Source organism: Roseiflexus sp. RS-1, assembly GCF_000016665.1.
GTDB lineage: Bacteria > Chloroflexota > Chloroflexia > Chloroflexales > Roseiflexaceae > Roseiflexus.
On the sequence record NC_009523.1, the window covers coordinates 1,163,301 to 1,177,469 of the forward strand.

The following is a 14,169-nucleotide window of genomic DNA, read 5'->3' on the forward strand; positions in this document are numbered from 1 at the left end:
GGTGAGCACCGTTATCGTCATTGGGGCCGGTTTTGGCGGCCTTGCAGCCGCCGTGCGCCTGGCAGCGCGCGGCCACGACGTGCACATTTTCGAGAAGCAGGATAAGCCGGGCGGTAAGGCGTATGTTCTGGAGGTGGACGGCTTCCGCTTCGATACCGGTCCGACGGTCATCACGGCGCCGTTCATGTTTGATGACCTGTGGCGAGCGGCGGGTCGTCGGCGCGAGGAGTATGTCGAATTCCGCCCGTGCCACCCGTTCTACCGCATCTATGACCATACCGGTCGTCGGTTCGATCACAGCGCCGATGAAGCGGCAGTACTGCGCGAGATTGAACGCATCAACCCCGCCGATGTCGAGGGGTATCGGCGTTTTCTGGCGAGCACGCGCTCCATCTTCGAGAAAGGATTCGTTGAACTTGCGGACAAGCCATTCCTGCACTTCCGCGATATGCTGCGCGTGACGCCCGATCTCATCCGCCTGCGATCATTCGAGAGCGTCTACCGCTATGTGTCGCGCTATATCAAGGACGACTTTCTGCGGCGCTGTTTTTCGTTCCATCCGCTGTTCATCGGCGGCAACCCGTTCTATGCTTCGTCGATCTACTCTATGGTGCATTACCTGGAGCGTGAATGGGGGGTGTACTACGCCGTCGGCGGCACCGGCGCAATCGTGGATGCTCTGGTGCGCCTCCTGCGTGAACTCGGCGTTGCCATCCATCTCAACGCTGAGGTGCGCGAGCTGATCGTCGAAGGGCGTCGCATCCGCAGTGTGGCGCTTGCCGACGGCAGCGAGTATCGCGCCGATATTGTTGTGTCGAATGCCGATGTCGCCCATACCTACGCCGACCTGATCGCGCCACGCTACCGCCGTCGCTATACCGACCGTCGCCTGCGCTCGTTGAAGTACAGTATGTCACTGGTTGTGATCTATCTTGGAACACGGCGCACCTACCACGATGCTCCACTGGTGCGTCACAATATCATCTTTGGTCCACGTTACCGTGAACTGCTTGATGATATTTTCATCCACAAACGTGTTGCAGAAGATTTCTCGCTTTACCTGCACATGCCGTCGCGCGATGAGCCGGATGTGGCGCCGCCCGGTTGTGATGCATTCTACGTCCTGTCGCCGGTGCCCAACCTGGCGTCGCAGGCGGATTGGGCGTCGCTGGCGCGTCCATATCGTGATGCCATCATCGCATTCCTGGAGGAGCGTTTTCTCCCCGATTTGAGCAAGAACATCGTCGTGGAGCGTATAGCCGACCCGCGCTACTTTCAGCGGCGTCAGAACAACTACTTTGGCGCGGCGTTCGCGTTCGAGCCGACGTTGCTGCAATCCGCCTGGTTCCGCCCGCATAATCGCTCTGAAGAGTTCGACAACCTGTACTTCGTGGGCGCCGGAACCCACCCTGGCGCAGGATTGCCAGGCGTGTTATCATCGGCGCTGATCGTCGAGCGTCTGGTGCAGCAAGAGTGTGTCGGGAGGTGAAGGTTAGAACGTTCAACCTTCAACCTTCAACGTGCAACCTTCAACGTGCAACCTTTGAAGTATTCGCTGGAGGAACCCATGACACTTGTGCGTGATGCAGCGTTGATCGCGCAGATCGACAGACTGACCGTGCCGCATGGTCAGGTGGCTCTCTGGTCGCTGGGGCAGGCGGGATGTGTGGTGAAGGGCGGCAACACAATCGCCTACATCGATCCATACCTGTCCAACTCGGTCGAGGCGCTTGGCGGTCCGCCGCGACGGTTTCCCATACCGCTCGATCCGGCGCTGGTCACCCACGCACAGGTGGTGCTGACGACGCACGAGCATCTCGATCATACCGATGCTGCAACCCTGGCGCCGCTTATGTCGGCATCACCCCAGGCTACGCTGGTGACATCGCTTCAAGGACGGCAGATCGCGCGCGATGCTGGCATCCCGGACGAACGGATCATCACGCCGCGTCTGGGTGAACGGGTCGAACTTGCCGGGCTTGCGTTCACCGCAATGCCGGCTGCCCATTATGCGTATGAAGTCGATGCCGATGGACACTCACGCTGGATGGGGTTCATCATCGAGTGCAACGGTGTGACCGTCTATCACAGTGGTGATACGATCATCTTCCCGGAACTGCTGGCGGCGCTTGTCGGGCGCGTGATCGACATTGCGCTCCTGCCGATCAATGGGCGTGATTTCTTTCGTGAGCACGAGGGGATCATCGGCAACCTGTGGCCCGGAGAGGCGGTCGAACTGGCGAAAGCCATCGATGCACGGGTGCTGATCGGCATTCACAACGATCTTTTTGCCGGGAATCGTGTTTCGCCCGGTATGTTGTTCGATGAACTGGATCGGCGCGCTCCGTTTATGCGCTGTCATCTGTTGCAACCGGGTGAATTGTACCTGTATGCCGGTTGAAGACAGGTCGGCGGACGGCAGTAACGCGCGTTTGGAAGCAGGTGCAGCACACATGGGCGAAGGCAGCGCCTTCGCCTGTTTCAGCCGTTCATCTGTGCGTCGTCACCTCCACATCACAGTTGCAACCCGATCTCGAACGTCGCTGCATACCCCTGGTCAGTCGGGGTGAGCGCCAGGACGAGTTGTTCGCCGTTTCTGCGGAAAATGCCGTCGTTCTGGTTGCGCGTCGTGCGATTTCCCCGAGCGGCATAGGGCGCCTGCGCGAAGACGGCATCACTCACGGCATCATCGAAGTAGAGTTGTGAGGTGAAGTCGTACACCTGACCGGCGGCGGCGGTGCGAATCTTGAAATGGATATGCACCGCGCGTCCGGGATACCAGCCGGGATAAATCGTCGTAAATGCGGCGATGCCGCTGGCATCGGTCATCTGATACCCGCGCAGCCACTGCTCCCCGGTTGTATCACGGCGTGGGTCGCGCACGTCGGAATAGAAGCCCTGCGCATCACAGTGCCAGATGTCCACCATCGCGTCACGTAGCGGCGCGCATCCATCGTTCCCAATCCGGCTGACAACGAACGTCAGGGTTAATGGCAACCCCTCTTTGACGATGCCGCTGATGGGATCAGAGCGAATATCGGTGCGGTTCAGTCGGGTGTCCACAAAATACGGTCCTTCTGTCTGCTCCGGGCGCACAATGCATGCCGGAACGGGGATGCGTACCGGTGTGGTCACCGGCGCTGACGTAGCAGGCAATGCTAATGCCCCCTGCGTGGCGGTCGCCGCAGGAGATGGTGAGGGTTGAGGCATGGCGGGCGGAGACGGCGCTGCTGACGGAACACTTCCCGTAGACGTTTCCGGCGTCGCGCCTGAACCCATCGAACCGCAGCCCATCAGCAGGGTTGCAGCAGATGCACCAATCAGCATCAGCACTTCGCGCCGGCTGAGGATTCGTCCTATCTGACGATCATCATGGTCCATCGTTCGCTCCAGATGTTGTGTTTCAGGTTTTCTGAGCCTTCCATGCTCAGGTGGGGACAGGCTCTTCTACCATCATAGCAGGATGGTCTTCAACGAATATGAAGGGACGATAAGAATTGCAAAAGCCCTGGATCACTATCAGAATGGGAACATTCAGCGCCGACAGCGCGTGCCGTCCATGCTGCGCTGGTATAATCTCACCGTGTGTTTGAACTGAGCGCCCACGGATCATGCCCATGATGACACCTGCATCCCCTGATCGTCCACGTATCTGGACTGATGTTCGCCTGGAAGCGGAGGCGGTTGCGTTGCTCGAACCGCATGCCACGCTGGTCGCAGGCGGTGACGCTGCGCTGTTGCCCGGTTGCACTGTTGCCATTATCACCGCGCTGATCGACGCCAATGGCGCATGGATGGACGCAGCTGGCGACGCACTGCGGGCAATCTGTCGTCCCGGCATTGGCGTCGATAACATCGATATCGCTGCCGCCACAAAGCGTGGCATTCTGGTCATCAACACGCCCGATGGTCCTACCGAGAGCACCGCTGAACATGCCGTCGCATTGCTCTTAGCGCTGGCGAAGCAGGTCGTTGCGTCCGACCGCGTTCTGCGCACTGAAGGGTGGCGCGCCGCCCGGTTACGGGGCATCGAGGTGCGCGGTAAAACGCTGGGCATTGTCGGGTTGGGGCGCATCGGGCGGCGCGTGGCGCAGATCTGTCGCCAGGGGCTGGGGATGCATGTTGTGGCGTATGACCCGCCTGTTCCCGACGAAACCTTCGCTACCCTGGATGTGGCGCGCGCCGCAACCCTCGACGACCTGCTGCCGCATGCGCAGTTCCTCTCACTTCACTGCGCGCTGACGCCGGAAACCCGCCACCTGATCGGTGCACGTGAACTTGGATTGCTGCCGCCGGGCGCGCTGCTGATCAACGTCAGCCGTGGGGCGGTCGTCGATCAGGCGGCGCTGATCGCAGCGCTGAGCGATGGACGTCTGGCGGGCGCCGGTCTCGATGTCTTCGACCCGGAGCCGCTACCGGACGATCATCCGCTGCTGCGACTGCCGAACGTCATTCTGACGCCGCATATCGCTTCGTACACTGCTGATGGCGCGCGCGCCATGCATATTGGGGTGGCGCAGCAGGTTGTTCAACTGCTGCGCGGCGAACGCCCGCCGCATATCGTCAACCCGGAAGCATGGTAGGGGCACAGAGGGCGCAGCAGCGCTGTGGGGGCACAGCGCCGCTGTGGGGCACAGGGGGCACAGGGGCGCAGCGCCGCTGTGGGGCACAGCACGCTGTGCCCCTACAGGCGAATGATCATCTCGAATAATCGCCTGCGATAGGTGACGCTATCGACTTTGGACCACAGGCGCGGGAAGCCAGCAAGCAACTGGTCATGCTCTGCATCGAGCGCTGCCAGATATTCCTGCGCCCCGGCATCGTCGGTAAGTCCAAGCGCGCGAATGTGATCGCGAGCGACCACAGCATCCTGGAGTCTGCCGAGCGTTTCCTGCAGATCCATCAGCGGTTCGAGCGCCTGGTTGACGTTGGGACCGAGCGCATCGGCGAAGAATTCGAGCGTGTAACGCAACCGTTTGCCAGCGATGCGCGCCATGTGACGCACCTCATCGGGTGCACCATCGAGCACGGCATCGAAGGCGCGCCACTGTTCGTACCGTCGCCAGATAGCGCTGCCGGCAAAGTCGCGCACCCGTGTCGGCGCGCCGGTTTCACTCTGATCGACGACGCCAGCGCCGGGAGTGGTCAGAAAGACAGCAAACTGGCACAGAAAACGCTCGAACCGTTTCGATGTCAGATCGGCAAGCATGCGTTCCCGCGCTGGCGCGCGTGCTGCACCGATGGCGTCAATCAGCGGCGTCATGATCGTCCGACGCTCTTCGGGCAACCGATCGCGGAACGCACACACCGACTCCAGGAAGACATCGTAGTCGCGCACAGCGCCAAGGGATCGCGCGATCTGGCGCAGCCCGCGCCGCAGTTTGCGGAGCAGGTCGGGGTCGAAAACGCCTTCAACGACCTGGAGCGATGCGCGCAAACGGCGGGTCGCCACGCGCGCGTCGTGCACATCTTCCGGGTCTTCATCTTTTTCGACGGCATCGAGCCGGGCGAGTAAACGCTCAAAGGTGCGGCGCAGGATACGGCGCGCCCCTTCCGCAAGCGGTTCACCTCCCTGCAACCCATCGGTCAGGATGAGCGTGGCATATGCCGGATCAAGCGGCTCAATCGGCAACGGGGGAAGCGTGTGATGTTCCTGGCAGGCGAAGGTGATGGGTCCGATATGTTCGCGCCAGAGATCGCCGCGGGCAGCAACCTCTTCCAGTACATTGTCGTTTTCGGTCGCAAGCGTCAACGCCACCGACCCATTGGCGTGAGCGACCGTCAGGTTGGTAACGCCGTGTTCTGCCAGCGCAACTGCCAGGCGCAGGATCGCACCCAGGCGCAGCGCCACGTTCTGATCACCGACGCTCAGACGGATGAACGCCGGATCGCGCTGCGGACGCACCCTGGGGCGCGTCATACCCGCCAGTGCAGCGGCAAGCGCCTGCTGGTCGGCATCCAGATCGTCAATGCGCACCGAGAGAAGCATATCGCGCGCAGCACGTTCGCGCCCTTCCACGCCCGATGACCATGCAGCGTCATAGCACGCTGCTGCTAACCCGAGCAACCGGCGATGCACCGGTTCGGTCGCTGGCGCTGCGCGATCCAGGATCGTCAGCGCCAGCGGACGGACAAGCGCCCGTTCAGTCGCTACCGTCATAGCAGCACTCCCCTTCACTTGCTGTATTGTTTCGTCCACATCTGGAGTCGCCTCATCGAGCAACGCCAGACCACGCGCCAGTTTGCTGAGGTTATCGGGATGCAGAGCGAATTGCTGGCGCAGGAGTGCGCCAAGTTCATCAAGGTCGTCACGTGTGCCTTCGGGCAACAGTTCGATTTCCAGTTCGTGGAAGAGATGTTCACGCCCGCCAGCGTAGATCACCCCTTCATCGAGCGCCATATCGGCGACGCAGCGCGAACCGCGCCAGACACGCACCGTGCGACGCAGGGTTTCGATGGTGAGCACAGGTTGCAGCGGAGCGCCGCCTGCCAGGGCAAACGCCCGATCACGCACGTCGCCGGGAGACCAGCGCTGCGGATCATCGCTATCGACCGGCATTTCCCATTCAGGACGCTGATGAAGCCCGTCTTCCGTCAGCGTTTCGCCTTTCAGGGTTGCAATCAGGCTGTGCCCGACAGTGCGCACGCGCAGACCGTACCGCTGAGCGCGCAGACGAAAATCAGGGGTGTCGTAGTAGACATTGTGCTGATGTTCGCCATCCCCCACCGGCTTCAACAGAAAATCGCCAAGCGTCATCGGACGCGACAACGCCGCGAAGATGGCGGGATCATCGACACGAAACTTCAGTTCGACTTCGAGGGGTGCAGTGCGTTTTTGTTTCATAGGGCAACGTTTCGCGAAACGAACTACCAGGGCGTTTATATGTCCAAGTATACCATGGTCGCTGATGCGCATGCGCAATGGCGTATCTTGTGGTATACTTATGTTCGACCTGGAACCTGGGAACGACAGGCTACGCCGGCCTGTTCGCGATTCATGCTGCAAGGAGTTGCTTCGTGGCGCTGGAAAAAGACGAGAAGACGGCGATCATCGCCGACTATCAGATGCACAGCACCGACACCGGCTCGCCGCAGGTGCAGGTGGCGCTGCTGACAGAACGCATCAACGGGCTGATCGAGCATCTGAAAGTGCATCCGCACGACCATCATTCGCGGCGCGGATTGCTGAAACTGGTCGGTCGTCGTCGCCGATTGCTGGCGTATCTCGCAAGCCGGGACAAAGAGGCATATCGCAAGTTGATTGATACTCTGGGATTGCGTCGCTAGCATGGGGCTGATGGTGCGGGCGCCGCTCGTTCATGATGCGTGTGGATTGGGAAAGGCAGGGGTGCATTGTATCCTTGCCGGATACCTTCACCACGATGGGCATTGTTGCGCGCCTGGTTGGAATGGTGAACAGGGGAAGTCTGCGAGCCTGGGGTGCGTGCCCCAGGCTTGTGTTTGTTGGAGGTATGGTGCGGGGCTGTCGGGGATTGGAGTCTGCGGTCGAACCCGTTCGAGGGCAGACTCCAGTGCCTGACGCCCCGCGTTGGACTGGGGACAGTCCGTAGGCAAGGAAGAATTATGTCAGAACGTCAGATTCATTCAGTCAGTATGGAACTCGCAGGGCGCACGCTCACCCTGGAGGCGGGGCGCTTCGCTGAGCAGGCGAATGGCGCTGTTGTCGTGCGCTATGGCGATACGATGTTGCTGGCGACGGCGGTCGCCTCGAAGGAGCCGCGCGCCGACGCCGATTTCTTTCCGTTGACCGTCGATTACGAAGAGAAGATGTATGCTGCCGGCAAAATTCCCGGCAGTTTCTTCAAGCGCGAAGGGAAGCCGACCGATAGTGCGATCCTGACCGCGCGGCTCACCGATCGTCCGCTGCGCCCGCTCTTCCCGGAAGGCTACCGCAATGAGGTGCAGATCATCGTCACGACCTTTTCGATTGATATGGTGAACGATCCGGCGCCGCTGGCGATCATCGGCGCTTCGGCGGCGCTGGCAATCTCCGATATTCCGTTCCTGGGACCGGTCGGTGCGGTGCAGGTCGGGTACATCGATGGGAAGGTGCAGATCAACCCTGAGATGCCTGATATGCCGAACAGCGATCTCGATCTGGTGGTTGCCGGGACGAAGGATGCGGTGCTGATGGTCGAAGCGGGGGCGAAGGAACTCCCGGAAGACCTGATGCTCGAAGCGATCATTCAGGGGCATCAGGTATGCAAGCAGATCTGCGATTTGCAGAATGAACTGGTGCGCCTGGCCGGTCGCCCGAAGCGCGAGTTCGTTCCGCCGCCGGTCGATACGTCACTGGAAGAAGCGATCCAGCAGTGGTTGGGGAACCGGCTGTACGAGGCGATCACCGACCCGAACAAGATGGTGCGCGACGCGCAAACTGAGGCGCTGAAGCAGGAGGTGATCGCGCATTTCACCGCCGATGAGCCGGAGGAGGAACTCGAAGCGCGCATCGCTGCCGTTTCGACAGCGTTCGAGAATCTGCTGTACGAAGAGGTGCGGCGCATGATCCTCGAACGTGGCGAGCGCGTCGATGGACGTGGTCCAAAGGACATCCGCCCGATTTCGATTGAGGTCGGGCTGATCCCGCGTGTACACGGGTCGGGGCTGTTCACCCGCGGTCAGACGCAGGTGCTGACGCTGGCGACGCTCGGTTCGCCAGCTGAGGAGCAGCGCCTCGATGATCTGGGGATCGAGACGACCAAACGCTACATCCATCACTACAACTTCCCGCCGTTCAGCACCGGCGAGGTGCGACGCCTGGGGTCGCCGCGCCGCCGCGATATTGGTCACGGTGCACTGGCGGAGCGTTCGTTGCTTGCGGTGCTGCCGTCGAAGGAGGAGTTTCCCTACACGATGCGTCTGGTTTCGGAAACTCTCTCGTCGAACGGCTCCTCGTCGATGGCGTCGGTCTGCGGATCGTCGCTGGCGCTGATGGATGCAGGCGTGCCGATCAAGGCGCCGGTGGCCGGTGTGGCGATGGGTTTGATTACCGGCAAGGATGGGCGCTGGCGCGTGCTCACCGATATTCAGGGGATCGAGGATCATCTGGGCGATATGGATTTCAAGGTCGCCGGAACGGCAAAGGGTGTCACCGGTTTGCAGCTGGACATCAAAACCACCGGCATTACCTACGAGATTATGCGCGAGGCGTTCGCTCAGGCGCGCGAGGGTCGCCTGTACATCCTCGACAAGATGAATGCGGTGATCAGCGAGCCGCGCAAAGAACTGTCGCCATACGCGCCACGTATCATTACGTTGCAGATCAACCCGGAGAAGATCGGTGCGCTCATCGGGCCAGGCGGAAAGACGGTTCGAGGTATTACCGAAGCAACCGGCGCGCAGATCGATATCGAGGAGGATGGACGGGTCTATATTTCGACGCCCGATGCCGCAGCCGCGCAGCAGGCGGTTGCGATGGTCGAGGCGCTGACCCGCGAGATCAAGGTCGGTGATATTTTCCTTGGCAAAGTGGTGCGAATCATGCCGTTTGGTGCATTTGTGAACCTTGCGCCGGGGAAGGATGGCATGGTGCACGTCTCCGAACTCGATGTCGGGCGGGTTGAGAATGTCGAGGACGTTATCAAGATGGGGGATGAGATCAACGTCATGGTGATCGGCATCGAACCCGGCACCGGCAAGGTCAGTCTCTCACGGCGGGCGCTGCTGACCGGCGAAACGGCGGAGGATCGGCGCGCGGCTGGCGCGGGGCGCGGTCTGCGCGATGGTGGCGGACGGAGCGGCGGCAGCGACCGGGGCGGCGACCGGGGTCCGCGCGGCGATGACCGCCAGCGCCCGCGACGACGGTAGGCGGTTGATGCTGATAGTCGCCGGTTGACCCTGATTTTGTCGAAGGAGTGATGCTTATGGCATCGCTCTTTTCTTTGTGCATTTCCGGGTCCGCGTAGCAGTGAAGGAGATTCTGAATGACCTGGATGGCGTGGTTGACGGTGGCGATTGTCAGTGCCACGATTGCTGGTATCGCCATCGGGCGCTGGCCCTGGCTCCGCGCTGATCGCGCAACGATTGCGGTTGTCGGTGCGGCGGCGTTGCTCGCCTGCGGGGCATTGTCGCTGGAACAGGCGTATCAGGCGCTCGACCTCGATACGCTGCTGCTGCTCTTCAGCATGATGACGCTGAACGGGCAACTCTACACTGCTGGCTTTTTTGGCATCGTGGCACAGCGGGTTGTGCGGGTGGCGCACTCGCCGCACGGTTTGCTCGCGCTCATTATTGTAGCGTCGGGAACGCTTTCGGCGCTGTTTCTGAACGATACCATCGTGCTGATGCTCACGCCACTGGTGCTCGATACCACCCGCGCTCTGCGACGCAACCCGATCCCCTACCTGATCGGTCTGGCGACAGGCGCGAATGTCGGTTCGACGGCGACGATCACCGGCAACCCGCAGAACATGATCATCGGCAGCGCATCAGGTCTGTCGTACACGACGTTTGTCGCTGCACTCGCACCAACTGCCCTGATCGGGCTGGCGATCTGCTGGCTGGTGATCGTGCTTGTGTATCCGCAGGAGTTCCGGCGCGGACGCTTTGAAACGCCAGAGGTTGGACGTATGCGGGTCTATCGTCCGTTGTTGCGGAAGGTTGCAGTGGTTGTGCCGATCATGCTGGCGCTGATGATCCTGGGGGCGCCGGTGGCGCTGGCTGCATTTCTGGCAGCGGCTGCACTGCTCGCTACACGACGCCTGCGCCCGGATCGGATCTGGAAAACAATCGACTGGCCCCTGCTGGTGTTTTTTGCGGGTCTCTTTGTGGTGACCGGCAGCCTTCAGGTGCAGGGAGTGACTGGTGAACTCTTTGCGGTAGCTGCGCCGCTCATCGGTGAGAGGCTTGTGGTATTCGGCATTGTTACGGCGGTGCTGTCCAACCTGATCAGCAACGTTCCAGCCGTGCTGGTTTTGCAGAGTCTCATTCCGGCGCTGGCGCAACCCGAACGCGGGTGGTTGATGCTGGCGGCGGCTTCGACACTGGCAGGCAACCTGACGCTGCTCGGTTCGGTTGCCAATCTGATCGTCGCCGAACTCGCGGCGCGCTGGGGGGTGCAGTTGACGTTCGGAGCGTATCTGCGCGCAGGTGTGCCGATCACCATCCTGACGCTGATGGTCGCGTTTGTGCTGGTGTAAGTTGTATGCCCGTGAGGGGAAGGCTGGTTGCCACAACAAATTGCACCGGTGCGTTTATGGATTTATACGAGGCGCGGTATCACGAAAATATCGACGATCATCGAGATCATGGTCAAACCGTGGAGCGCGACCGCAGCCCACACATTGCGGGTTTTCAGCGCCAGGTAACCGCCAGCGATGCCGATTGGCAGTCCCATAGCCGCCATCATCGCACGCTCGACCATATCCACCGGGGCGACAGCGAAGTGGTTCAGGGCGTAGGCTGCGGTGGTGAGCAGCACCGCCAGGTGGCGATTGATCCCGGCATCGTGCAAACCCGAAAGGAGTACGCCCCGCCACAGGAACTCTTCCGCCAGCACAAGCAGCGGAAAGAAAAAAACCAGGCGCATACCGATCAGGATCTCTTCCATCTGCGCCATCGGCGCACCACCTGAGCGGTAGTACATGTACGTATTGATATTATCGATCACCAGCAGCGCCAGACCGATGCCGCCGCCCCACGCCAGCGCCCGCTTCAACCCGCGCCTTGTGATCCACATGGTATCCCACAGTCTCTCGCGTATCCCCAGCGCCAGAGCAACGCTGAGTGAGCCGATCACATAGAGAAAGAGTGCAGGCCATTCTGCCAGCGGGGTGAAGTGCCCGACAAGCCCGACGAGCCAGACCGATCCGGCCAGCGCGAGACCCGCCATCAGGCGGATGCGCACTGATGACTGTTCTGCCGCGAGGGATGCGTTGCTGCTCAGCATCCGTTCCATAACGCCATCCTTTCGGTTTGCATGTGGCAGTCGGAACGTCCGCTATTATACACCGCACCAGCGTTGTGTTTCACCAGATCTGCGCAATGTGCAATGAGTCTCATCTCTCCCCATCCGTCGTCCACACCCGCAGACCCATCCGGCTGAGGTAGATCGGGATAGGCTGGAAGAGCGGACTGAGGCGGCGAATGTCGCGGAGCAGCGCGCGATTGGCGCTGGCGTCAGGTCCGCAGAGGAGGGTCAGCGAGCCGCCTTCGCCGCCAGCGCCGTTGACTTTCCATCCCAGGACGCCGTGCTCGCGGGCAAGCGCGATCACTGCATCGGCATCGGCATTGACGAGCGCAGGATGGAGGGCGCGCTGGGCGTCAGTGTTGTCGATCATCGCCCGACCAAGCGCAACGAAGTCGCCGGCGTAGAGCGCATCGCGAGCGCAGATGGCGCGGCGGCGCAGCGCTTCGAGCCGGGGAGAAGCGTCACCCTCGCGTTCCAGCGCTGCAATCACCTGCTCATGCATCGCCGACGAACTATGGGTGCGACCGAGGAAGATCAGCGCCAGACGGCGTTCCAGTTCCCACCAGATAGTATCAGGAATGCGTATTTGCGAAACAGTCGCATAGGGATAGTGAAACATCTCGATGAAATTGATCCCGCCGTATGCCGAGCAGAGTTGATCCTGGATGCCGCTCTGCAATCCCAATCGTTGCGTCTCGACCCGGTGCGCGGCGTAGGCGATTTCGTGCGGGGTCATCCTGCCGGGGGTCAGTGCATCGAGCGCACCCAGCGCAACCGTGACGGCGGCTGATGTGCCGGTCGACGCGCCGGCAGGCACATCAGAGAAGATCGTGATCTCCAGCGCCACATTGTCGGGTAACGGAACTTCGTTGATTGCGGCTTCGAGCAGCGGGTGACGCACGTGTTCGGCGCTGCCCGGCAGAACAACGTAGCGCTCGCCGTAATTCTCGGCATGCAGCGTGATCTGATGCTCACGCATGTGGCGTGGAAATACTGCGACCTGTACTTCGACATACGGATAGACGCCAATGTTGAAAATAGTCCCATGCCCGGCAAACCAGGTGTCGGTCCACCCACCGAGGTCGCAGATACGGATGGGCGCAATCCCGTTGATGATACGATCAGGCTTTGCGGAAGAGGAAGATGTACTCATGTTTGAAGACATAGAAGCCTCCGACCAGCGCGCGATAGCGCCAGAGTTCTTTCTGACTGCGCTTGCCAGCGGTCTGCTCGAAGTTTTTGACGACAATGCTTTTGAGGGTGAACCCATGGCGCAGCGTTTCCTGCATTCCGAGGAAACCGAGCGGGATCCACTCGCCATCGGCGTATTTGTCGCCGAGCACCAGCGCCAGATAGCGCCCCCTATCGAGAACAGGCGCAACCCGCGCAACAACGTCGCCGAGCATCGCCAGAAACGTCTCGACCGATGGCGCATTCGCCAGGTCGCGCGGATCATCACTGAAGCGGATAATATCGTGGTAGGGCGGATGCAGGATGACAAGTTGCGCAGAACGACGCCCGTACTGCTCCAGGAGCGCCGTCCAGTCGAGGGTTGTGCTGTCGCCGACTTCGAGGGCGCACACAACGCCGTGCCGGTCGGGTTCGTGCATCAGCGTGGCGCGCGTCTGCTCAACCACTGCCGGGTTGAGTTCAACGCCGATGGTGTGGCGTCCAAGGCGACGCCCTTCGATCAGCGTGGTGCCGGAACCGGCAAACGGGTCGATCACCAGGTCACCGCGACGGGTGTAGCGTCGCATCAACTGATAGGGAATCTGCGGCACAAAGTTGCCCCAGAAGCCAGCGTGGTGCGCGCCGCTTGCGTCGCGTCGGTCGAACAGCCATAAACTGTCGGTCAGAATATCGTCGTACTCTTTCCAGCGGTTGAGGTCGATGTCGTTGATCCGCCCGGTGCGCGTCTCCTGGGCGGCGCGCGCCAATCGATCGAGATAGTAACGGGCGCGTTCGAGGGTGAATGCCGATCCGATCTGATCCAGAGCGTCGCGCAATCGTCGTTTGCTGAAGGTCGTGACATCCGCTTCGCCGACCGGTGTGCGCAGGCTGCTCGACGGATCGGTGATCTGCTGCCAGAGCATGGGGAGCGCGTCGCGCAATGTCGCCACCGACTCGGACTCGCGCAGTCGCGTCAGCGCATCGGTGAAGGACGTGCGCGCCAGGTGGAGCAGATCGTCTGGATCGGCGCTCTCAGCGGGTGGGCGTGTCGGAAGAAGCGGGCGCGCCAT

11 protein-coding genes are annotated in these 14,169 nt (G+C 61.2%); 6 read left to right on the top strand and 5 right to left on the bottom strand.

Features of this window, described 5'->3' with window-relative positions; all coding sequences use genetic code 11:
• The first annotated feature begins 1 nt into the window (after position 1).
• Both crtI and ROSERS_RS04885 read left to right on the top strand, forming a co-directional pair.
• On the top strand, positions 2–1,489 hold the full coding sequence (gene crtI, locus ROSERS_RS04880) for a phytoene desaturase family protein (RefSeq protein WP_011955705.1): 1,488 nt from the start codon (positions 2–4) through the stop codon (positions 1,487–1,489).
• A 78-nt stretch (positions 1,490–1,567) separates the two neighbouring features.
• Positions 1,568–2,401 carry an MBL fold metallo-hydrolase gene (locus ROSERS_RS04885; RefSeq protein ID WP_011955706.1) on the top strand — a complete coding sequence of 278 codons (834 nt, stop codon included), beginning with the start codon at positions 1,568–1,570 and terminating at the stop codon, positions 2,399–2,401.
• 113 nt (positions 2,402–2,514) lie between these two features.
• On the opposite strand, the gene ROSERS_RS04890 is transcribed toward ROSERS_RS04885, so the two are convergent.
• Entirely contained in the window at positions 2,515–3,381 is an 867-nt protein-coding gene (locus ROSERS_RS04890) for an intradiol ring-cleavage dioxygenase (protein WP_011955707.1), read from the bottom strand.
• Positions 3,382–3,617: 236 nt separating this feature from the next.
• On the opposite strand from ROSERS_RS04890, the gene ROSERS_RS04895 reads away from it, so the two are divergent.
• Positions 3,618–4,583 (top strand): NAD(P)-dependent oxidoreductase, encoded by a 966-nt coding sequence (locus ROSERS_RS04895; protein ID WP_232282767.1) that lies wholly within the window; start codon positions 3,618–3,620, stop codon positions 4,581–4,583.
• 101 nt (positions 4,584–4,684) lie between these two features.
• Here ROSERS_RS04895 and ROSERS_RS04900 read toward each other — a convergent pair whose 3' ends face one another.
• Complete coding sequence (locus ROSERS_RS04900) at positions 4,685–6,844, bottom strand: CYTH and CHAD domain-containing protein (protein ID WP_011955709.1); 2,160 nt, start codon at positions 6,842–6,844, stop codon at positions 4,685–4,687.
• A 173-nt stretch (positions 6,845–7,017) separates the two neighbouring features.
• On the opposite strand from ROSERS_RS04900, the gene rpsO reads away from it, so the two are divergent.
• The 3 genes from rpsO (at position 7,018) to ROSERS_RS04915 (ending at position 11,159) form a co-directional block, all read left to right on the top strand.
• Complete coding sequence (gene rpsO, locus ROSERS_RS04905) at positions 7,018–7,287, top strand: 30S ribosomal protein S15 (protein ID WP_011955710.1); 270 nt, start codon at positions 7,018–7,020, stop codon at positions 7,285–7,287.
• A gap of 297 nt (positions 7,288–7,584) precedes the next feature.
• Positions 7,585–9,828 (top strand): polyribonucleotide nucleotidyltransferase, encoded by a 2,244-nt coding sequence (gene pnp, locus ROSERS_RS04910; RefSeq protein WP_011955711.1) that lies wholly within the window; start codon positions 7,585–7,587, stop codon positions 9,826–9,828.
• 116 nt (positions 9,829–9,944) lie between these two features.
• Complete coding sequence (locus tag ROSERS_RS04915; RefSeq protein ID WP_011955712.1) at positions 9,945–11,159, top strand: anion transporter; 1,215 nt, start codon at positions 9,945–9,947, stop codon at positions 11,157–11,159.
• 62 nt (positions 11,160–11,221) lie between these two features.
• Here ROSERS_RS04915 and ROSERS_RS04920 read toward each other — a convergent pair whose 3' ends face one another.
• The 3 genes from ROSERS_RS04920 to ROSERS_RS04930 form a co-directional block, all read right to left on the bottom strand.
• Positions 11,222–11,917, bottom strand: a complete 696-nt coding sequence (locus tag ROSERS_RS04920) for a CPBP family intramembrane glutamic endopeptidase (protein WP_011955713.1) — start codon at positions 11,915–11,917, stop codon at positions 11,222–11,224.
• Positions 11,918–12,017: 100 nt separating this feature from the next.
• Entirely contained in the window at positions 12,018–13,094 is a 1,077-nt protein-coding gene (locus ROSERS_RS04925; protein WP_232282768.1) for a GHMP family kinase ATP-binding protein, read from the bottom strand.
• Positions 13,051–14,169 carry a class I SAM-dependent methyltransferase gene (locus ROSERS_RS04930; RefSeq protein ID WP_011955715.1) on the bottom strand — a complete coding sequence of 373 codons (1,119 nt, stop codon included), beginning with the start codon at positions 14,167–14,169 and terminating at the stop codon, positions 13,051–13,053. Before ROSERS_RS04930 ends, ROSERS_RS04925 begins: the two co-directional genes overlap by 44 nt.

Coding starts and splice junctions, on each gene's coding strand:
- pnp (WP_011955711.1), top strand. CDS start 7,585: ATGTCAGAACGTCAGATTCATTCAGTCAGTATGGAACTCGCAGGGCGC.
- ROSERS_RS04915 (WP_011955712.1), top strand. CDS start 9,945: ATGACCTGGATGGCGTGGTTGACGGTGGCGATTGTCAGTGCCACGATT.
- ROSERS_RS04885 (WP_011955706.1), top strand. CDS start 1,568: ATGACACTTGTGCGTGATGCAGCGTTGATCGCGCAGATCGACAGACTG.
- ROSERS_RS04920 (WP_011955713.1), bottom strand. CDS start 11,917: ATGGAACGGATGCTGAGCAGCAACGCATCCCTCGCGGCAGAACAGTCA.
- ROSERS_RS04890 (WP_011955707.1), bottom strand. CDS start 3,381: ATGGACCATGATGATCGTCAGATAGGACGAATCCTCAGCCGGCGCGAA.
- ROSERS_RS04925 (WP_232282768.1), bottom strand. CDS start 13,094: ATGTCTTCAAACATGAGTACATCTTCCTCTTCCGCAAAGCCTGATCGT.
- ROSERS_RS04900 (WP_011955709.1), bottom strand. CDS start 6,844: ATGAAACAAAAACGCACTGCACCCCTCGAAGTCGAACTGAAGTTTCGT.
- ROSERS_RS04895 (WP_232282767.1), top strand. CDS start 3,618: ATGATGACACCTGCATCCCCTGATCGTCCACGTATCTGGACTGATGTT.
- ROSERS_RS04930 (WP_011955715.1), bottom strand. CDS start 14,169: ATGGCGCGCCCGCTTCTTCCGACACGCCCACCCGCTGAGAGCGCCGAT.